Source organism: Pseudoalteromonas sp. P1-16-1b (assembly GCF_001401785.1).
GTDB lineage: Bacteria > Pseudomonadota > Gammaproteobacteria > Enterobacterales > Alteromonadaceae > Pseudoalteromonas > Pseudoalteromonas undina.
This window is the reverse complement of the sequence record NZ_LKGQ01000012.1, coordinates 44912-65907: the sequence shown is the minus strand read 5'-3', so window position 1 is coordinate 65907 and position 20996 is coordinate 44912. Positions and strand designations below refer to the sequence as shown.

Below are 20996 nucleotides of genomic sequence, written 5' to 3'. Positions count from 1 at the left end.
GACTGTAATCTACTAACTTAGTGGCAAAGGAAAAAGCTGATTATTTCTTACTTTAAAACAGGTATTTTCGAATGATTACCAACATCAACTACAATCACTTATATTATTTTTGGCAGGTAAGTAAGCACGGCAGTATTGCAGCGGCGAGTAAAATACTTAATTTAACGCCGCAAACGGTCAGCTCGCAAATTACTAACTTAGAGCAACGATTAGGAAAACCACTGTTTGTTCGCCAAGGCCGAGGCCTACAGTTAACGGAGTTTGGCCATGTAACTCAGCAGTACACCAATGATATGTTTGCTATTGCTCACGAATGGTTAGAAACTACGCAAGGCGATACCACGCAATACTCACGAACGTTAAAGGTGGGTATTTCAGATGTGTTACCCAAATCATTGGTGTCGAAGTGGCTAGCGCCTTTAATTAATAACGACCGTATTACCAACTTACACTGTATTGACGGCCAACAAGATGAACTGCTGGCGCAAATGGCGATTCATAAGCTCGACTTAGTGTTAGCCGACAAACCACTCGATACCACTTTATCATTTAAGGCGTTTTGCCATGAAATAGGTAAAAGCCAAATCGCTCTTTTTGGTAACGAAACATGGCATTCGCAATTACATAAGCAGTTTCCGCAGTCTTTAAATAACAAGCCTTTAGTACTCCCCGCAAAAGAAAGCCCCGTCGCGCGGGCTATTTATTATTGGCTGCAAGAGCAAGAGATTGAAATGACAATAGCAGGCCATGTTGACGACAGCGCATTAATGAAGTCGTTAGGTGAGCAAGGGTTTGGCATATTCCCTGCGCCTATTTTGGTAAGAGCCGAAGTAGAGCGCCATTACGGCGTAAATTACATTGGTACAATCGATAATGTTTATCAGCATTATTATGCCTTTACGCCCGACAGGCTCATTAAAGACAGTATTTATGATGAATTTATAAAGCATGCGCAAATGACGTAGATTTTAGTTAATCGTCTTATGATGTTAAAGGTTAAAGGTTAAAGGGTTCCGACTCTAACGCTCAACACCTACGCGGGGTGAACCTGCTACTAATAGCTAATAATGTAGCAGCGGCTTTAAGCCGCGTCTTTTTAAGGCTCATATAAATGCTCTTATCGAGTAAACATATTAATTGCCATTACAATTAATAAGCCGGCAAATATTTTTTTAATGGTTGAAACTGGTAAGTAGTGTGTGGCTTTAGCACCGAGCGGCGCAGTAAACCATGAGGTGCATACAATACCGAATAAAGCGGGCAAATACACAAAACCTGCAAATCCTTGCTTTAATGTAAATAACTGGCTGCCTGAGCTGATATAACCCATTGAACCAAACAGCGCTATCACAATGCCTGAGGCCGAGGCGCAGCCAATGGCTTTTTTCATATCGACAGAAAAAAACGTCAGTAACGGCACTAATACTGCCCCGCCACCAATACCTATCATGGCAGACAAGCCACCGGTTATGGTCGTATAAACGCTTAGCAACCCTTTATTTGGCAACGGGCGCCCTATTGCTGAATCATTCTTACCTGAAAAAATCATTTTTAATGCAATTAACACCACACTTACAGCAAATACCAAACGTACCACATGCTCAGGTAACAGCGCGGCCATAAAGCCACTAATGAGCGCGCCAAAGGCAACGCCCGCCATAACCCAAGGTGCAATATCCCACGGTACATTGCCATTTTTATGATGCGCAATAGCCGACGAGGTCGAGGTAAATAAAATAGAGGCCAGCGAGGTCGCAATGGCAACCACCACTACTTGTTCAGGTGGCAAAGCATTAAAGTGCAGTAATATCATGCTGAGTATGGGCACAATCACCAGCCCGCCCCCTATCCCTAAAAGGCCTGCTAAAAAACCAACACCGCTACCTAATATGGCGCAGTATATAATTAACACTATTAAATCATTCATTCCTTTTGTCTCTTCTTATGTTGTGGAAAGTTCTGCGACGGCGAGCTGCTTAATAAAGCGCTTAAGCTCACCTAAGTTTATTCGAGTATATCAACAACCGTTTATGCAAATTGGACTTTAAGTACTTATGAGCATTGAATAATACTCACGTTTTGTATGAATAAATCACAACACCCGTAAAAACATCTAGAAATCTAGACTTCTAAAGTGGGTTTTGTCTGAGTGGGAGCGTCTACTAGCCTAATTTATCCATTCAACTTTGTTAAGAATGAATCTGGCTCATGTTTTACCTGAAATAATACCGTTTTTCTTCATGCTACATAGCGCGTATAAATTTATTAACTCTGCAAAGCACCATTACAGTTATCCCGTTAGTTTGGTTTTAATAGCGAGTAATGTGTCATTGATAAAAGCAGTAACAACTCAAATTGAAAGGATACGGCTATGAGCACTGATCTTACATTTACTATTAAAAGCACTAACTTGGATGAAAACTACCATCCGTCAAATAACACACGAATTACGACCAATTTCGCTAATTTAGCTAGGGGTGAAAGCCGCCAACAAAACCTGCGTAATACCCTAAAAATGATCAACAATCGTTTTAATGCACTGGCCAGTTGGGATAACCCACAAGGGGATCGTTACGAGATTGAGCTCGAGATCATTTCGGTTGATTTAGACATTGCAGGCAGTGGCCAAGCATTTCCGTCAATTGAGGTATTAAAAACCAATATTATTGACCGCCAAACTAACGAGCGAATTGAAGGCATGGTGGGTAATAACTTTTCATCCTATGTGCGCGACTACGATTTCAGCGTGTTATTGCTTGAGCATAACAAAAGCAAACCGCAATTTAGCATTCCCGATAACTTTGGTGACTTACACGGCAAGTTGTTTAAATGCTTTGTAAACTCAAATACCTATAAACAGCACTTTAAAAAGCCACCGGTTATTTGTTTAAGCGTGTCTGATAACAAAACCTATCAGCAAACCGAAAACTTACACCCTATTTTAGGCGTAGAGTATCAGCCTAATGAGTCGTCGTTAACAGAGCAATACTTTAAAAAAATGGGCTTACAAGTGCGCTACTTTATGCCACCAAACAGCGTTGCGCCGTTAGCGTTTTACTTTTTTGGTGACCTACTTAACGACTACAGCAACCTTGAACTAATTAGCACCATTAGCACCATGGAAACGTTTCAAAAAATTTATCGTCCAGAAATTTATAACGCCAACGCCGCCGCTGGTAGCCGTTATAAACCGAATTTAAAAAATGACGACCATTCGTTAACGCAAATTGTGTATGACCGCGCAGAGCGAGGTCAATTAGCGGTAGAGCAAGGTAAATTTACTGAGCAGCATTTTATTAAGCCTTATCAGTCAGTGCTGCAGCAGTTCTCGGCAAGTATCGCTTAATCACACAACAAAATTAAAGGCAGCATTTATTATGAAAAAACTATTACCTACATCATCAGCAGGCAGCTTGCCAAAACCGTCATGGCTTGCCGAACCCGAAACCTTATGGTCACCGTGGAAATTACAAGGCAGTGAGCTGGTTGATGGCAAACACGACGCCCTGCGTATTTCCCTGCACGAGCAACAAACTGCAGGCGTAGATATAGTCAGCGATGGCGAACAAACTCGCCAGCACTTTGTAACCACCTTTATTGAACACTTAAATGGCGTTGATTTTGAAAACCGTAAAACAGTTAAAATTCGCGACCGTTACGACGCCAGCGTACCCACAGTGGTTGGCCCTGTGTCTCGTACTAAATCGGTATTTGTTGAAGACGCCAAGTTTTTACGCCAGCAAACCAGCCAACCAATTAAATGGGCACTGCCTGGGCCAATGACCATGATCGACACCCTGTATGACGATCACTATAAAAGCCGTGAAAAACTAGCGTGGGAATTTGCTAAAATACTCAACCAAGAAGCCAAAGAGCTAGAAGCCGCTGGGGTTGATATAATTCAATTTGATGAACCCGCTTTTAACGTGTTTTTTGACGAGGTAAACGACTGGGGCATAGCCTGCCTTGAGCGAGCCATAGAAGGGTTAAAATGCGAAACTGCCGTGCATATTTGCTACGGCTACGGCATTAAAGCCAACACCGATTGGAAGAAAACCCTCGGCACCGAGTGGCGACAATACGAAGAGATATTCCCTAAGCTGCAAAAATCGAATATTGATATTATTTCGCTCGAATGCCAAAACTCACATGTACCTATAGAGTTATTAGAACTCGTACGCGGTAAAAAAATAATGGTGGGCGCAATCGATGTCGCCACCAATACCATAGAAACCCCTGAAGAGGTAGCAAAAACCCTACGCGAAGCGCTTAAATACGTAGATGCCGACAAGCTCTACCCATGCACCAACTGCGGCATGGCCCCCCTGCCCCGCAATATTGCAAACGGCAAACTTAACGCCCTAAGCAAAGGCGCAGAGCTAGTACGTAACGAGCTATTAGCAGCGAATGTCGCTTAATTTTTAGTTACAGTTGCTGAAAAAAGCCACGTCTTAAAAATGTTGAGGAGTGGCTTTTTTAATCAAAATGTAACGGGGGTTTACAGTTAAATTATAAGGTTAAAGGCAAAAGGTGTTAGGTTAAAGGTTTTAAGTTAGTTGAATATTGGTTGGGTTTAGTGCAACAAACCTAGCAAAAGTAATTAAACCTAACCGAGCCGCTAGGTATTATTGATTGGAAAGTACCCCATTTACAGAGAATGTTAACGCCTCGCTTAATCGGCGCAAAATAGCAGGCTAAAATTAGCGACGAAGGAGCGCAAGCCTGCTTTTTTTAAGCGTTTGTTAGCCAACTTTTATGTAAATTCTATAAACATTTCAGTCTTTAAAGAGTCTGGGTACCTTGGTATTTGATACTTATCAAATATTTCTTCCCAGTTTGAAAATGAATAAAATAGAAACATCATCAATAACTCACTTTCACCATTGGATTTTTCGATGATAAAAGAGTCTCGACTGTGTGTAGTCGAGCTAGTTTGACCATCAGGGGTGATAGTAACCAACTCATCTTTAATATCGTTTACCTTCGATACGGTACTTTTTTTGTCCGCCATAAGACCAAAGTGTTTGGAAGAATTAGCTATGTCTCTACACCACTTTAGTCGTTCATAGGTATTACAAACTTCATGAAATTCTTTTTTAGGAATAGAAAGGTGTTTAATACACCAATCTCTTAAGGAATGCGCTGTTATGCAGTAATTGAAAAGATGATCAGCGGTATCTACTTTGGAGTTTGAAGCCCAAGCCCTTCTTCCCTCTCTAGCTAGTTTTAAAAAAAGGTCTTTCGGTTCTTGATAAATGCTTATGATTGACATACAAACTCTTGTTGGTTAACGCTTGCCTAAGCAGTGCAAAATGCTTGGTTATAATTCGAAACGAAGTGACGCAAGCCAAGCGTTTTGCATTTGTCCTGCTAAATGACTTGTTATACGTTTTTGCTACGCTCTTTCAATAACCGCCCCTTTGCAACTGATTCATTTTTTAAAAAATTAACCATAAAATGATAATCAGGGTGTGTTTTTAAACTACGGCTAACAAAATAAACGTTAGTAGTATTAATTGAAAATGTTTCTCTAATACCAGGTCCTGGATTATTGCCTGCTAACAGGCTTAGTTTTAAACCAGGAATGTTGAACACAATATGTTGGTAGCCATCATGGTTTTTAACAGTTGGAAAGCCCATTGATGGTGTATCTACTATTTGATTATCAACATATACAGCAAGGTAAGTATTTTCAGGAAATTTAGTATTTCCTAATAGATAATCTGAAAAAGCAATCATGCTTTCTTCACGAATTGAATTCTTTGTTTCGGGAATACCGAATCCACTCCAATCCGTTACGGACAACCTCCAAGCAATGCTTACAGCAAAGTACATGAAATTAAATGCTATTTCGTCGTTTGACGGGAAATACCATATTTCATCTTTTACATGAGACAACGGTTTAAACTTTTTTATCTTGGTTGCGAGCTTAAAACCGTTAGGGCGAGCCATAAAAGAAATAACGTTATCTTCCCCATTTTTGGAGAATTTCAATTCACAACTTTCACAAAGCAAGTGCTTTTTAGCCTGCTTGTCTGTATAGGCTGCTGATTTATTAGAGCCATTAATCAAAACAATATTTTGCCCGTGTTCAGGGAAACCTTTACTTATAGATCGGTAAACAGCTTTAGGCATAAAGTGACTATCTTTAAGCTTTGCTGATTTTGTACACAATGCACAGATTCCGTTCACCAAACCTCCCGAAACGTATAACGCTTACTTAAGCGGAAAAATATAGTTGGCTATAATGTGAACGGAGTGAAACAGCCAACTATATTTTTTCCGTTTGAAGTTCTTGTTAGCCGTTGATAGATTTATCTTTAGTAGGTCTACGCCTTATTTTACGCCCAACTATATGCTCAACTTCATCTCTAACTTCATTTACAGAGAGGTTGTCATCTACATCTGCAATTAAGTGATAATGATCAGGATGTAACTCTTTGACGCCTATATTTGTTAACGCAGGGTGTTCCATTAATATAGACATCGCATCATTTAGAGATGATTTACCATCTTTACCCATGCAAATATCTATATCCGAATCAAAGCGTTTACCAATCCATGACTTCCTAGAATTAGGATTGTTATTAATTGAGCGACGTAAGCTTTTAAGCTCTTCGAGAATGAATTCTTGCCCTGACACTTCTTTTTTATCTATCTTAGCAACTTTGAATTCCCCAAAATGCTTTAAAAAAGTAGTGTAATGTTCATCTTCGGTAGATTTCTTGTAAGTAGCTATTATTTTTTCGGTAAGTTTTTCTTTAAAATCTACAATTTGAGTAAATCGTAGATCTCGAGGATATTCTATATGTTCAATTGGAGATGTATCAAAGGAATATGAAGTCTCATCATCTTTAATTATGATTGTTGGTTTATCGAAAGCTAGCCGCAGACCTAATTCAAACATTACGTTTGGATTTTTACAACTTACATCGCATACAACTATAGGGTTATCATATAAGTTTTGTATGATTCTTTTTTGAATAATACCAACATCGTCTGCATTACTGACTAAGTTCCCACTAAATCCTGCATCGGATATAGCGTCGGATATTATGTTTAAAACCTCAGCCCAATGTGAATCAGTGCATCCATCCATAGTAGAAATAGGCATTACGATACCGCATATTTTGTCTTCTAACTTTTCATCTATCACAATACTTCCTTAAACGGCTAACAATTTAATAGTGCGCTCATCGCGCATATTTCTGCCGACGCCACGCTCATTTGTCTAATTTATATAGTTTTAGCAAACAACCTAAGGCATTACTATCATTAAATTTTCTAAACATTTAAAGTAAAGTTAAATAGAGCAATAAGCGCTCTTTGTTCATTTTTATAAATATGTGAGCAAAGAGCAGTTTGGCCAATCGATTAACTATTATATTTATCCAATCTCAATCTCAATCTCAATCTCAATGCTCAGTTATCGCTCACACCTGACTATTAACAAGTCTATCCCGAAAAAATAAGCTAATAAACCCTACTTTTAGCTATTACGTTCTTTGATTGCTATCGAGCACTTATGAACTCAACAACCCTTCCTAAAACAACGCGAATGTTTCTGGCTTAAAAGCGCGGCTGATTTATTTTTTGATTAAAAACCACCTTACCATGCGGTATTTTTAACCAAACCGTAACGGGGGTTTACAGCACTCTAGTGAATGCAAAGCTGTTTGTTTAGCAAAAAATTACTATTACCATCGCCTAGTATAAAAGCACTGCAGTTAAGTCTTATTTTTTACTTTATATTCAACGGGGTAGCTATATTGTTTTGAAGTGCTATTCTGATATATCAATTTGTAATTAATGCCGTTTTAATTAAGGATACTGGTCGTTGTTTTTTATTAAACCCAAGTTTATTTACAGCCCTTGTTTTATTTATAAACCTAAAATATCGTTTTCATTATTTTTTGTATTGCTGTGTTTGCCATTTTTTGCAAATGCTCAATTTGTCATTGGCATAGTGGGAAAAACTAAAAACGATAGCTTTTATATTCAGGCGTACAAAGGGTGTACCGAGTTTGCAAAATCACAGCCTGACGTTACCTGTAAATATGATGGGCCTGATGATTATCAAGATATTCGAACCCAAGCTTTAATTATTAATGACATGATAAAAAGTGGGATTGATGGCTTATTAGTTTCAATATCAGATTCTGATTATTTGGTAGAGAGAGCCCTTAAAGATTTATTTGAAAAAAACACTCCTGTTATTACTTTTGACTCAGACTTATTAGCAAAAGATCACCAGTACAGGCTCGCTTACGTTGGTACTGATAATTTTGACTTTGGTGTTGCGTTAGGCAATCAATTAAAGAATTTAGTAAGTGAAGAAAATAAGCTTATTTGTATTCAATCTGGTCATCCTACTTCACCAAACTTAAATAAAAGAATCGCAGGTGTTAGGTTTGCGCTTTCTGGGCAAAGTAGTCAGCGCTTGTCGGGTGAAAATGGCTGGAGCGAGTATAACCGCTGCCCGCTTTATAGTTTAGGAAAAAGGGGCGCCTCCTTAGAGCAAGTAAAAAGCCTTACTAAGATGGACAAGCCTCCTGCATTTGTTGCTGTTGCCGGCTTTGCGCAATTTAATACCGATTATATAAACTTGATGACACCCTACAAACATAAACTTGATTCAAAAGAACTTATTATTGTTTCAGCAGATACCGAAAAAATACAATTAGATGCGCTTAGCAAAGGGCTATCTTCATCAAACGTTGGTCAAAATCCATATGAAATGGGGCGACTCAGTGCGCAGTTAATGTATGACGTAATTAAGCATAATAAAAAGCCTGCAAAAGCGTTTTATTTTTTAGACTTTCATTACTGCCAACAAAGCAACGCCCAAACATGTACTGTGAATTATTAATATTTAACCCCTAGGTGGTGAAATATTCACTTTAAACCCCTATTTTCCAAGCGCTATTTTTAACCAAACCGTAACGGGGATTTACAGCAAGACTTAAAACGCGGGTGCTGTTACTGTACTTTATTAACTGATAAAGTGATTAATATTGAGTAGTAAAATTGCGTTTTAGTAACGATTTAAACAGGAGTAATTAATGGCAACTACACTGGCGTTTGATGTATACGGTACGCTTATAAATACCCATGGCGTGGTGTCGTTACTTGAAAATATGGTTGGCGACAACGCGCACGCATTTTCAACTACTTGGCGCGAAAAGCAACTTGAATACTCGTTTAGACGTGGCTTAATGCAAAACTACGTGCCGTTTTCGGTGTGTACTGAGCAGGCACTTGATTATGCGTGTTTACTGCACAAGGTAACTTTAAGCGATGAGCAAAAAGCACAGTTATTAGCCCGATATAAAACACTCCCCGCATTTGATGATGTTAAAGCAGGGCTTGAGAGCTTAAAAGCACAAAACTATCGGCTATTTGCGTTTTCTAATGGTGCGGCCAGAGCGGTAAATACCTTGCTAGAAATGGCGGGTATAAGTGATTATTTTGAAGGCGTAGTGAGCGCCGATGACATTAAAACTTTTAAACCCAACCCCGGTGTTTATAGTCATTTTTTACGTCAGGCAAATTCAACCGGCGCTAATACCTGGTTGATATCGAGTAACCCGTTTGATGTTATTGGGGCGTTATCGCACGGTATGCGTGCTGCGTGGATACAGCGCTCAAATGAGGCTATTTTTGATCCCTGGGAGCTTGTGCCTACAATAACGGCGTGCAATTTACATGATTTAAAAACAAAGCTGGCAAGTAATAACCAGTGATTAGTTGGCAGGTATTAAATTATAGGGATTGGAGGGCTAGGTTTGCGCTTACAAACCTAGCCTTTTTTAGTCTTCAATTGCAATGGCAATTTCTATTTCGTTACTGTTTTTATAATACTCAAAATCACTGGTGTAAGTACGTTCATAGCGGCAATCGTCTGAGCTGAAGTATTGCCAAATTTCGCCCCATAAATCGATTACTGCATCGGGCATTTCACCCCCACCTTTAAATACCAAATAACGCCCCGCTTGGGTGGTTACTTTTTTAGCTTCAGGGAGTTTAATTGATAAATTATCGCAGCAGGCAATTACGTCAAAATCACCAGTGAGATCGCTTTCGTAATTGGTATACACACCATACATTTTAGTGTTTTGGGTGAGGCTGTTGGCAAACTTTTCACCAAATTTTTGCCAAAGTTCAGCTATATTTGCAGTGCCAGCGTTCATTTCATTGGCGTTGCAGGTTCTTACTTTTAAGCCGATTAAGGTCTGACTAGCTAGTTGCTTTACTTCCATCATGACGTCCTTTAGCGTTAATACAAACACCAACGTAACAGAAAAACCGCCAATACTTTAAGTTTTGTATTAAATATTTCATAAACAGTGATTGTTTAGCTCAACTGCGTGTTTTTTGCTCACATTTAAATAGGTAGTAATGGCTAAACATAGCTTTGCTCCCGCTAAAATAATTTACTTAGCTTTCTATTTTTTAAGTTTATTTTTTGCATGTAATGCTTGTCGTTTAATAGTGAAGTTTATCGATTTTAGTTAAAAATATACGACAAGCTTATTAGCTCTAATTTAAAAAAAGTTGTTATCTAACCTTTTTTCATTATTGTAAATAGAAATCATTATCATTAAGATCCTTGCACCTAAAAAGTGTACTCAAGGAATGTTGATGTGTCTCAATCTCAAGTGTTAAATATTAATACCATTGAAAAACAGGCTGTATTTGAACAAAGCGGCCTGCCCCCACAATTCAATTTAGAGCAGTTCATTAATTATCAAATAGCGTCATTGCAAGGGCTGTCGGCAGTACAGCAAGCGATGGCTAAAGCCCAAAAGCCATTTTCAGGTGTGTCGGTAAATACGTTAGCAAAAGTAGTAAACGATGTTGATTTATCACAGCCATTGGCTGACTTTCCGGCGGTGCTTGAAGAGCTAAAAGGCGTGTATTTAGATCATGCTGTGTATTTTCATCATCCGCGTTATATGGCTCATTTAAACTGCCCTGTAACCTACCCTGCTGTGGTGGCCGAACACATTATTGCTGCTATTAATACCTCAGTAGATACGTGGGATCAAAGTGCAGGCGCGACGTTAATTGAGCAAAAGCTGATTGATTGGACATGCCAAAAAGCAGCATTGCCAAGCACTGCCGATGGAGTATTTACTAGTGGCGGCACACAATCCAACTTAATGGCAATGTTGGTTGCTCGTGAAGTAGCTGTTAGCCGCTATGCGCCAGAACATCAGGTAAAACTTCAGGGCTTACCGGCTGTTGCATCGCGTTTTAAAATTTACTGCTCTGAGGTGGCGCACTTTAGTATTCAAAAAGCAGCGGCGTTACTGGGCTTAGGTTACGACGCCGTGGTGCCGGTGGCTACAAACAGCGAAATGCAAATGGATATGCAGGCACTTAAAACCGCCATAGCAACAAGCAAAGCGCAAGGTGATTTACCCATTGCAGTGGTTATTACCGCAGGCACAACCGATTTTGGCTCAATCGATCCAATCCATAATATTGCCATGCTGGCTAAAGAAGAGCAGCTATGGTGCCACGTAGATGGCGCTTATGGTGGCGGTTTGTTGGTGAGTGAGCACCATCGCAATGCGCTTAATGGCATTGAGTTGGTTGATTCAATAACGATTGATTATCACAAATCATTTATGCAACCGGTTAGTTGTAGTGCCTTTTTATTAAGCGACAAACGCCATTTTAGCCACATTACTTTGTATGCCGATTATTTAAACCCATTAGCAGAGGCCGGAAATGGCACGCCTAATTTGGTAGATAAAAGCCTACAAACCACTCGCCGTTTTGATGCCTTAAAGTTATGGCTAACACTGCGCACTACTGGAGAAGCACCACTTGGCCGCGCGTTCGATAAAGTTATTGGTCTTGCGCGCCAAACGCATATTGTACTTAACGACCATCCCGACTTTGAAGTAGTTAACTACCCCGAGCTTAGTGCCTTGGTATTTAGATTTGCCCCTGATGATTTAAAACATGACCTTGATTTACTCGACTCTTTAAACCTGCATGTACGACAAACGTTTTTAAAAACCGGTGAAGCCATGATTGCCCGTACAAAAGTAAATGGTCGTCATTATCTTAAATTTACATTGCTTAATGCGCAGTGCCAATTATCTGATGTACGCGCTGTTATTGAGCAAATTAGCCACATTGCATGGCAAACTTATAGGGAAATTGCATAATGGATAATCAACCTTACGATTTTATAGCTATTGGCCTTGGCCCATTTAACTTATCTTTAGCGTGTTTAAGTGAACCGCTCGAAGATGTAAAAAGCCTGTTTTTGGAGCAGCGCAGTGAATTTGATTGGCACCCTGGAATGATGCTAGAAGGCGTTACATTACAAACTCCGTTTATGTCGGATTTAGTAACCATGGCGGATCCAACCAGCCAGTATAGCTTTTTAAATTATGCCAAATTAAATAATCGCTTATACCCGTTTTATATTCGCGAAAGCTTTTTTTTATTGCGCCGTGAATACAACTTATATTGCCAATGGGTTTGCTCGCAGCTTTCAAATGTTAACTTTGAACAAACAGTCACTCACGTTGAATTTTGCCCGCAAAGTGAGAGTTATACCGTTAGCTGTAACACCCCTAATGGTATGCAACATTATGTAACTCGCCATATTGTTTTGGGCACAGGGCCTGCACCGTATATTCCTGATTGCGCTGTGCAAAGTAACTCAAATAACGTAATGCACAGTAGCGATTTTTGTCATCGGCTTGATGAATTAAAGGCGGCTAAACGAGTTACCGTGGTAGGGGCTGGGCAAAGTGCAGCAGAAATTTACCACACCTTATTGCAGCTAGCAGTACCGCAAGGCTTGCAGTTAGATTGGATAGCACGTTCACCGCGCTACTTTCCGCTTGAGTATACTAAGCTCACCCTTGAAATGACCTCTCCTGAGTATGTAGATTACTTTTATAATTTAAAAACTGAGCAGCGAGATTGGCTCAATCAAAACCAAAAAAATCTATTTAAAGGCATTAATGGCGATTTAATTAACGACATTTTCGACACCCTCTACGCGCAAAGCCTTGATGGACCAATTTCCACTACATTTAAAACTAACAGCAAGCTAACAAAAACTCAAAAAGTAGGTAAGCGCTTGCTTACTGAGTTTTATCATCAGGAGCTTGAGCAGCCCTTTTCAATAGAAACCGACTTTTTAATTTGCGCCACGGGCTTTAAATATCAGCGCCCTGCTTTTTTAAATAATATTGCCCACCAATTACCCCAAGATGAGCAAGGTCGTTATTTAGTAAGCCGTGAATATGCGGTAGATAGCGAACAAAAACGTATTTTTGTACAAAATGCCGAGCAGCATACTCATGGTTTTGTAACTCCAGATTTAGGTATGGCTTGCTACCGTAATAGTATTATTTTACGTGAAATTTTAGGTTATGCGCCTTATCAGGTTGAGCAAAAAATTGCCTTTCAAAACTTTGATTTAAGTGATGTTACCCTATCAACACAACAGCAGAGTAGCGCCGCATGAGTCTTCGTTTAGCGCTAATTTTGCTGACGGTTATTTCGGTGGTATGCGATACCTTGCTGCTACCGTTTTATCCGCAATTTTTTGCTAGTGAATTTGCTATTAGTAACGCCACGTTAATCGGCCTCTTTGTGGCTAACTGTTGTATTACTGTAATGCTGGCTTTACCGCTATGGGCTAAGGTCGCTAAAAAATACAATGAGTTGGCTTTGTGGTTAGTAACCCAAGTGGTGGCCGCTGGTTTTGGCCTGCTTTGCTACTTTGCGACCAATGTATGGGAGTTTTGGATTTACTACCAACTAATGTTGGTGCTAAAGGCAAGCTACCTACTTATATACCCATTTGCACTGCGATTAGAGCAACAAACTAAGCATTTATCTATTATTGGTTTGTTTTCTGTATTGATGCATTTTGGTGCGATTTGTGGTGCTTTAATTGGTGGTTACTTCTTTAGTTTAGCAGAGCCACGCTATGCGTTATTACTCAGTAGTGCCGGTGACCTAGTTCAGGTTTTATTATGCGGCTACTTAATGTATTCATTAAAAACAGGTATTTATCAGAAAGCAATAGCGACTGAAAAACCGCGAGAGCGTATTCCCTATTTTATTTGGCAATTTTGCTTTTTAAGTGTGGTGGTTTATTTTAGCGCGTTTTTAATTCGCCCCTTCTTTACTACTCATTGGCAAGCATTAAACGCACAAAGCAGCACCTTGCAAAGTGCTGTTGTATACGCCATTCCTGCTTTTGCAGCGCTTGTTATGCTAGTTTTTAACCATTTCAGGCAGCATTTACCACTGCCAACATTAAGCCGCACGAGCACTTTGTTATGTGCACTTATTTTGGGGGCGCTTGGGCTTTATTTACAAGCGCAGGAGTCGGTGGGGTTAGTGATTTTATCACGTGTTTTATATGGTTTTGCGCTATTTCAAGTGATGGTACTACTAGAGGTAATGCTATTTGCTAAAAGTGAGCCTGCACATTACGGCAGCGACTTTGCCAAAGTGCACATTGCTCAAAACATCGGGGTTATTTTAGCGTCGTTACTAGTGGGTATGAGCGTAGAGCATCTTTCAACAACGGTTGTGTTTTACTTTGCTGCCATTGGCTTTGCAAGCCTTGCCTTTATTTTGCTTTGGCGGGTTAAGGCTGTTGCTCGAACTGCGCGTTCAGCGTCTTAGTTTTTAAGATTTATTGGAGTTTTTATGTATTTTTCATCTTTTGTAACCACCCTACAGCATACCGGCAAAGTGACTATGCGGTTATTACAACAAACAGATATGCCAACAGTTTGCGATTGGCTTAAGCAACCGTATGCACACTTTTGGGGTATGCAGCAGCAAACCGAGCAACAAATAACTAAAGCGTATCAAGATATTATTGATACGCCTCATCATCAGGCATACGTGATCGAGCAAAATAATAACCTATTGGCTTTAGTTGAGCTTTATAGCCCAGAGCACGAAAGCTTATTGAAAGCGGCGTACGAGGTTGAACCTAATGATGTGGGTATGCATATTTTATTAGCGTCTAACACGGCACCTAAGCGCCATTTTAGTTTTGAAATGATGCAGTGCGTGCTGCAAAGTATTTTTGCTCAAAACAGTGCCGCCCGTGTTGTGGTTGAGCCCGACATTGCTAATAGTAAAATTCATACGTTAAATAAGCGTTTGGGATTTGTTCACACCCAGCAAATTCAACTAGGCGAAAAAGCTGCTTATTTAGGCTTTTGTGACAAAGCAGCCTTTGATAGGCACAGCCAACTATTTACTGATTCGTTAGCGCCTTTGCAAACTGATTACGTGATACGGCCACATTGGCAATGGGCAAACCGACATTTACAAGCTAAAGCACTCACCGAGCTAGTGCACGAGCGTTTATTGGCTGCAGAGACAACAAAGCAAGGCTTTAAAGTAAATGTTGAAGGCGGTTACTTTATTTTTAATGGCCGCGCTATGGCACTAAACCATATTGATATAGATGAGCCAAGCTTATGCTTTTACAACCTTAACGAAGAGCTGCAACCGCTAGATGTATTGCACTTTTTTAGTATGCAGGGACCTGCGCTAGGTCTAACAGGTAAGCGCCTTGCCACTTACCTTGAAGAGCTAAATGCTACTTTAGCTAGTGCGTGCTTCAAACGTGAAAATAACACCTTAACAGCGGCGCAGTTAGCTAATTTAGGGCTGCAAAAAATAGAAGCCGCAATGAGTGAAGGGCATCCTGCCTTTGTTGCTAATAATGGCCGCATTGGTTTTAGTAAAGCTGACTTTTTACGTTATGCGCCAGAAGTAGGCAAACCGTTTAAAGTACTGTGGTTAGCAGCGCATAAAGCGGTATGCGACTTTGTCCATAGTGAATACTTTGCCGACTACCCAAGCCATATAAGTGATGAACTAGATTTAACCACTCGAGATGCGTTTAACACAGCGCTAAAAGCTCAAAACCTAAACCCCGATGATTACTTACTCATTCCTGCTCACCCATGGCAGTACCAACACAAATTGAGTGTGGTATTTGCAAATGAGTTTGCAAATCAGCGATTAGTGTATTTAGGTGAAGGTGACGATTTATATCAAGCGCAACAATCAATTCGGACCTTATATAATTGCTCGCACCCACATAAACCGTATTTAAAAGTGGCGTTGTCGATTTTAAATATGGGATTTATGCGTGGCCTATCGCGTGCTTACATGGCGGTGACTCCTGCCATTAACGATTGGGTATTTGAAAAGGTTAGCCAAGATCAACAACTCGCAGGCGCTAATTTTACAGCGCTTAGAGAATACGCCACCTTAGGTTATGCCCATCATACGTTTGAGCAAAGTGCGCTGGGAGATACACCCTATCGTAAAATGTTTGCCTGCTTATGGCGAGAAAACCCAAACCATAATTTAAATAGCGATGAACAACTGACCACCATGGCAGCGTTATTACACTTAGATAATAATGGCCAAAGTTTAGTGGGCGAATGGATAACGCAAAGTGGTTTGAGCACGCAGCAGTGGTTACATGCCTACTTTAATGCTTATTTAATTCCGCTGGTACATTGCTTTTACGCGCATAAATTAGTGTTTATGCCTCACGGCGAAAACCTCATTTTAAAGCTTAAAAATTCGGTGCCAGTAGGCGCATATATGAAAGACATAGGTGAAGAGGTTGCTTTACTTAATAGCACTGAAGTATTGCCTGCAGGGGTTGAACGTATTCATGTTTCTATGCCTAAAGAGCTTGAGCTGTTAAGTATATTTACCGATGTATTTGACTGCTTCTTTAGATACTTAGTAGCAATTTTAGTGCGAGAAGAGCGTATTACAGAGCATGACTTTTGGCAGTGTGTTACGCAAAGTGTTAAAGCGTATCAACATGCTAACCCTGCTTTAAATGAGCGATTTAAAGAGTATGACTTTTTTAGTGATGAGTTTGCACACTCTTGTTTAAACCGCTTACAGCTGGGTAATAATGAGCAAATGGTTGATTTAACGGATCCGGCAGGTAGTTTGCAGTTTGCTGGTAACTTAAACAACCCCGTATCGGCAAAGCTGTATGGCTAAACCGATTACCCTTGCGCAGTTTTTATATTGCCAACAACCCGTGCAACGAACTTTTAAACCGAGCTTATTATTAGTGCGCGCTTTAACAGTTCGTTGTAAGGCGCAGTACCCTACTGCGCCTAAGCAATTTATTAGTCGGCATTTGTATTTACAGCTTTGCTGGCAAGCTATTTACGCTTATTGCTATTGGTTTGCTTGCAAGCAAAGTACGGCAGATCCCATTAACATGCCGTTAGCGGTAAATGGCGCTTTTTGTCGTGGGTTTAACCTGAATAATGACGTGTTAGTAAGTAAAACTGAGCAAACCAAAGCGTTTACTCATTTTATAAGCCAAGTTGGTGAATGGGTAAATACCGACTATGCACTTGGTAAAAAAGAACAAGCTCGGTTATTACTCGATTCATTAAGTAGCGCCATTGAGCGAGCTCATAGCTTAGACCTTGCTACTACTTTACATATCAACAATTGCCATCGTCAGCTGCACACCCTTATTTGTGAACACTTTAATCTTGATACGCCATTTACTGAAAAAAACCAGCGTTTAACCTGTTGCCGCTATTATTTAGCCGGTTATAGCAAATGCCAAACCTGCCCTAAAAAGGATATTAAAACCAATGAACCAACGTCTTAAAACGATTGATCTTGCGCGTGGTGCGAGCGTTTTTATTATGATTATTGTGCATACCTTATGGATGTATGCCTCCACGACGCTTCAAAGTGAAAGCGCATTTGGTACGGTTGTGCATATACTTGGCAAAGGCACCGCCTCGTTTTTAGTGGCAATGGGGCTATCTATGGCGCTTTCGCGCAGGCAAACACCTTTGCTATTAATTAAGCGTGGCATACAGCTTTTACTGCTTGCTTATTTAATGAATGCGGCCAAGTTTTGGCTGCCTATTGAAGTATTTAATACCATGCCTGAGGCATTTATAAATGCTTATGGCTGGCAAAGTCCGCTCAGTGCTGGGCAGTTACAATTTATGGTGTTAACAGGTGATATTTTACAACTGGCTGGAGTTAGCTTATTGCTGTTTGGTGTGCTTAATATTGCCCGTTGGAAAACAATATGGATTGCGGTTTTAGCCATTGCAATTGCAGTTATGAGCCAGTTTGTGAGGGGGCAACAATTTACGCTTTCACCTTATATTAGCGATTTGTTTTTTGCTAATAACTATCAGGTGTATTTTCCGGTATTTCCTTGGATAAGTGCGATATTAACGGGGTATGTACTTGGTCGTTTATATCTTAGTAACCAACAAAATGCCGATTACTTATATAAAGTATGTGCACAACTCGGTGCTGCTTTACTTGTTATTGGCGGCATATGGTTAGCCATTGATTTTAAAGGGCAGTTTGGCAACTTTTTCCATTTAAATGGCGGCGGTATTAGCTATTTAATTGGCTTAAATTTATGTGCACTAGCGGCTATACAGTTTATTTTTGCTGATAAATATAATGGCCCTATTACACGTGCTCTTTTATATGCCAGTAAACATGTAACCGCGCTTTATGTTATTCAATGGGTACTTATTTGCTGGTTTATGGGGGCGCTTGGTTATCATACTCTCAGCCTTTGGCCGACACTTTGTATGATGGTACTGATGACTTTACTTACTTTTGCTGTGCACAAGGTTTATTTAAAAAGCAAACAAAGCTTCATAGATATTACGCAAAAAACCAAGCGTACAGCTTAAGCTGTAAAGGGGCTTTACGGGCGCTGATTTGGGTGCCCTAGCCTGCTTTTATTGCGTCAATAACGCTATGCATACGCTTTGCTAACGGCCTATTTCGATGATGGCACACATAAATATTTTCGCTAATTGGATTAGCTAAATGATGCGTTTTAATAAGCGCAGGTTTATTAAATGCGCTAACGGCATGCGCAGGTAAAACTGTAAAACCCAGCCCTAAACTTACCGGCTCCAGTATTAAACTTATTTGGTTAGAAAACCCCGTTTGCTTTATTTGATCAACATGTTCAAATTCACTGTATTTTTCGCTAAGTAAAAGCTGTGCATGATGTTTTGCATCGGGGTGGCTAATAAAACCCAGTTCATTTAATGCGCTCCAGGTTGGGCTTTTTATTGCGGCCGGTGTTACCAATAGTAAAGGCTCTTGGCCTATTTTATGGCTGGTTACCTCGCTTAGGGTAGGCGCTTGAGTTAAAAAGCCAATATCGGCACTATGGTTTGCCACTGCTTGTTCAACACTGGTATTTGGAGCAAAGCGGTAATCTATAATTAGCTCCTTGTGCTCTACTTGCAGTGCTAATAGTTGATTGTAAAACTGCAGCCCGCAACTGCCTGGCGACTGTATTTTAACTAAACCGCTGTAAGGTGAATCATCTTTTAATTGCTGCTCTAAAAACTGCCATTCTTTGAGTAACTGACTACCCTGCTGATATAAATTTTGACCCTGAACGGTAAGGGTAAATTGTTTACCGTGGCGCTCAAGCAAGGCGCAATCTACTTGCTGCTCTAACTTTTTTATATGTTGGCTTACGCCTGACTGGGTCATATAAAGGCGCTCGGCGGTTTGGGTAAAATGGTTTACCTCAACTAAAGTACAAAACGTGTTTAACCATGTAGGATTTATCATTACAAAATATACTTAAAATGATGATTAATGATAATTTTACTTAATGTTGGTCAGTTCGTAAACTCACTCCATCAACTAAACATAGTTAAGTAGGAGTATTTATTATGAGTCATACATATCCACGTAGTTTTTCGCACATTGGTATTTCAGTTCCCGATGTTGAAAAAGCCGTAGAGTTTTACACTAAGGTGATGGGCTGGTACACCATAATGGAGCCTACCGTGATCACTGAAGACAACAGCCCAATTGGCGAAATGTGTACCGATGTATTTGGTCCAAATTGGGAAAAATTCAAAATAGCGCATCTTTCAACAGGCGACCGAATTGGTGTAGAAATTTTTGAATTTAAAGACCAAGAAAACCCTAAAGACAACTTTGAATACTGGAAAACCGGTATCTTCCATTTCTGTGTACAAGACCCAGATGTAGAAGGCTTAGCGGATCGTATTGTTGCTGCAGGTGGTAAAAAACGTATGCCAGAGCCACGCTACTATTACCCTGGTGAAAAGCCGTACCGCATGATCTACATGGAAGACCCGTTTGGTAACATCCTTGAGATTTACAGCCACAGCTACGAGCTTATTTACAGCGCTGGTGCTTATTAAACTTAGCTAGTCTAAAAAAGTTTAGCTAAAAACAAAGGCCGCAGTATTTATTACTGCGGCTTTTTTATTTGAATAGCTTTAGTAATTAGCTAAGTAATACGTCGGATATTGGCATTTTGAAAAAGTAACTACATTTTATTATTGGGGTGATGTAACATCTTTACTATTCTTACACATACCTTTGAAAAGTTTTTCATCTATATTTTTGCGCTTAATAGCATCGTATATACTGAATAAATTTTTCCTGTCGGTCTGTTCTGCGTTTGTACCAACCGTAAAATTTTGATTAATCACAGTACAGCCATATATTGGACCCGATTCACCTAGGCCACCCACATACACAGTTCTTGTTTCTCCATCGTCTGTAGTATCTTTATCTTTATCTTTATCTTTTAATGAAGAGTCTTCACTTATGGGCGTTCTTTCATTCGTATTACTCAGTTCAAAGTATTGTATTTGACTGTTTTCAATCCAGCCCTCGTTGGCATCCATTTGTGTAACGAGTATACCGGATGGTGGTATTTCATATACCCGAGAGCCATCTTCGTATTTCGGTGGATGCCCGTTTGGTGCATTAAATATTATGTATAGAGAGCCAACATAATTTTCAGGTATAAGGTAAATTACGGGTTCACTTTTTTTTACCTCTGTACAGGCTGATAATAACGATATCATTGAACCAAAAAACAATATTTTAAAAAAGTGTGCTTTAAAGATGAGTTTCATCGAGTCGCCTTTTTACTT

Annotated in this window: 19 protein-coding genes; 12 read left to right on the top strand and 7 right to left on the bottom strand. The window is 39.9% G+C overall.

Annotation, left to right across the window (positions count from 1 at the left end):
• Window positions 1–71 precede the first annotated feature (71 nt).
• Window positions 72–965, top strand: a complete 894-nt coding sequence (gene nhaR / locus AN392_RS10340) for a transcriptional activator NhaR (RefSeq protein ID WP_055012673.1) — start codon at window positions 72–74, stop codon at window positions 963–965.
• A 152-nt stretch (window positions 966–1117) separates the two neighbouring features.
• Here nhaR and AN392_RS10335 read toward each other — a convergent pair whose 3' ends face one another.
• Window positions 1118–1927, bottom strand: coding sequence for a sulfite exporter TauE/SafE family protein (locus tag AN392_RS10335; RefSeq protein WP_055012672.1), 810 nt, complete (start codon window positions 1925–1927; stop codon window positions 1118–1120).
• Between the two features lie 444 nt (window positions 1928–2371).
• Here AN392_RS10335 and AN392_RS10330 point away from each other — a divergent pair, with 444 nt between their 5' ends.
• Both AN392_RS10330 and AN392_RS10325 read left to right on the top strand, forming a co-directional pair.
• Entirely contained in the window at window positions 2372–3346 is a 975-nt protein-coding gene (locus AN392_RS10330; protein WP_055012671.1) for a DUF1852 domain-containing protein, read from the top strand.
• 31 nt (window positions 3347–3377) lie between these two features.
• Window positions 3378–4418 carry a methionine synthase gene (locus AN392_RS10325; protein WP_055012670.1) on the top strand — a complete coding sequence of 347 codons (1041 nt, stop codon included), beginning with the start codon at window positions 3378–3380 and terminating at the stop codon, window positions 4416–4418.
• A 335-nt stretch (window positions 4419–4753) separates the two neighbouring features.
• On the opposite strand, the gene AN392_RS10320 is transcribed toward AN392_RS10325, so the two are convergent.
• The 3 genes from AN392_RS10320 to AN392_RS10310 form a co-directional block, all read right to left on the bottom strand.
• Window positions 4754–5272 (bottom strand): hypothetical protein, encoded by a 519-nt coding sequence (locus tag AN392_RS10320; protein ID WP_055012669.1) that lies wholly within the window; start codon window positions 5270–5272, stop codon window positions 4754–4756.
• 110 nt (window positions 5273–5382) lie between these two features.
• Window positions 5383–6192: a hypothetical protein gene (locus AN392_RS10315; protein ID WP_055012668.1), complete on the bottom strand. Its 810-nt coding sequence runs from the start codon at window positions 6190–6192 to the stop codon at window positions 5383–5385.
• A 106-nt stretch (window positions 6193–6298) separates the two neighbouring features.
• The gene (locus AN392_RS10310) at window positions 6299–7156 is read right to left on the bottom strand and encodes a hypothetical protein (RefSeq protein ID WP_200908279.1); all 858 of its coding nucleotides are present in this window, start codon (window positions 7154–7156) and stop codon (window positions 6299–6301) included.
• Between the two features lie 681 nt (window positions 7157–7837).
• Between AN392_RS10310 and AN392_RS10305 the strand changes: the two genes are divergently transcribed.
• Together AN392_RS10305 and AN392_RS10300 are read left to right on the top strand one after the other, a co-directional pair.
• On the top strand, window positions 7838–8869 hold the full coding sequence (locus AN392_RS10305; RefSeq protein WP_055012667.1) for a substrate-binding domain-containing protein: 1032 nt from the start codon (window positions 7838–7840) through the stop codon (window positions 8867–8869).
• Window positions 8870–9062: 193 nt separating this feature from the next.
• Window positions 9063–9743, top strand: a complete 681-nt coding sequence (locus AN392_RS10300; protein WP_055012666.1) for a haloacid dehalogenase type II — start codon at window positions 9063–9065, stop codon at window positions 9741–9743.
• 66 nt (window positions 9744–9809) lie between these two features.
• Here AN392_RS10300 and AN392_RS10295 read toward each other — a convergent pair whose 3' ends face one another.
• Window positions 9810–10259 (bottom strand): GyrI-like domain-containing protein, encoded by a 450-nt coding sequence (locus AN392_RS10295; protein WP_055012665.1) that lies wholly within the window; start codon window positions 10257–10259, stop codon window positions 9810–9812.
• Between the two features lie 384 nt (window positions 10260–10643).
• On the opposite strand from AN392_RS10295, the gene AN392_RS10290 reads away from it, so the two are divergent.
• The 6 genes from AN392_RS10290 to AN392_RS10265 are packed head-to-tail and all read left to right on the top strand — an operon-like array spanning window position 10644 to window position 18743.
• Complete coding sequence (locus AN392_RS10290; RefSeq protein WP_055012664.1) at window positions 10644–12182, top strand: aspartate aminotransferase family protein; 1539 nt, start codon at window positions 10644–10646, stop codon at window positions 12180–12182.
• Window positions 12182–13501, top strand: coding sequence for a lysine N(6)-hydroxylase/L-ornithine N(5)-oxygenase family protein (locus AN392_RS10285; protein WP_055012663.1), 1320 nt, complete (start codon window positions 12182–12184; stop codon window positions 13499–13501). The genes AN392_RS10290 and AN392_RS10285 overlap by 1 nt, the downstream gene beginning before the upstream one ends.
• Window positions 13498–14676 carry an MFS transporter gene (locus tag AN392_RS10280; protein WP_055012662.1) on the top strand — a complete coding sequence of 393 codons (1179 nt, stop codon included), beginning with the start codon at window positions 13498–13500 and terminating at the stop codon, window positions 14674–14676. The genes AN392_RS10285 and AN392_RS10280 overlap by 4 nt, the downstream gene beginning before the upstream one ends.
• 24 nt (window positions 14677–14700) lie before the next feature.
• Window positions 14701–17049, top strand: a complete 2349-nt coding sequence (locus AN392_RS10275) for a GNAT family N-acetyltransferase (RefSeq protein WP_055012661.1) — start codon at window positions 14701–14703, stop codon at window positions 17047–17049.
• A complete protein-coding gene (locus AN392_RS10270) occupies window positions 17042–17680 on the top strand; it encodes a hypothetical protein (RefSeq protein ID WP_055012660.1) in 639 nt (212 codons plus the stop codon). The genes AN392_RS10275 and AN392_RS10270 overlap by 8 nt, the downstream gene beginning before the upstream one ends.
• Complete coding sequence (locus AN392_RS10265; protein WP_055012659.1) at window positions 17664–18743, top strand: heparan-alpha-glucosaminide N-acetyltransferase domain-containing protein; 1080 nt, start codon at window positions 17664–17666, stop codon at window positions 18741–18743. Before AN392_RS10270 ends, AN392_RS10265 begins: the two co-directional genes overlap by 17 nt.
• Before the next feature lie 37 nt (window positions 18744–18780).
• On the opposite strand, the gene AN392_RS10260 is transcribed toward AN392_RS10265, so the two are convergent.
• A complete protein-coding gene (locus tag AN392_RS10260; RefSeq protein ID WP_055012658.1) occupies window positions 18781–19647 on the bottom strand; it encodes a LysR family transcriptional regulator in 867 nt (288 codons plus the stop codon).
• A gap of 104 nt (window positions 19648–19751) precedes the next feature.
• Here AN392_RS10260 and AN392_RS10255 point away from each other — a divergent pair, with 104 nt between their 5' ends.
• Window positions 19752–20252 (top strand): lactoylglutathione lyase family protein, encoded by a 501-nt coding sequence (locus tag AN392_RS10255; RefSeq protein WP_008130525.1) that lies wholly within the window; start codon window positions 19752–19754, stop codon window positions 20250–20252.
• Between the two features lie 138 nt (window positions 20253–20390).
• On the opposite strand, the gene AN392_RS10250 is transcribed toward AN392_RS10255, so the two are convergent.
• Window positions 20391–20978, bottom strand: coding sequence for a DUF6843 domain-containing protein (locus AN392_RS10250; protein ID WP_055012657.1), 588 nt, complete (start codon window positions 20976–20978; stop codon window positions 20391–20393).
• Window positions 20979–20996: the final 18 nt, after the last annotated feature.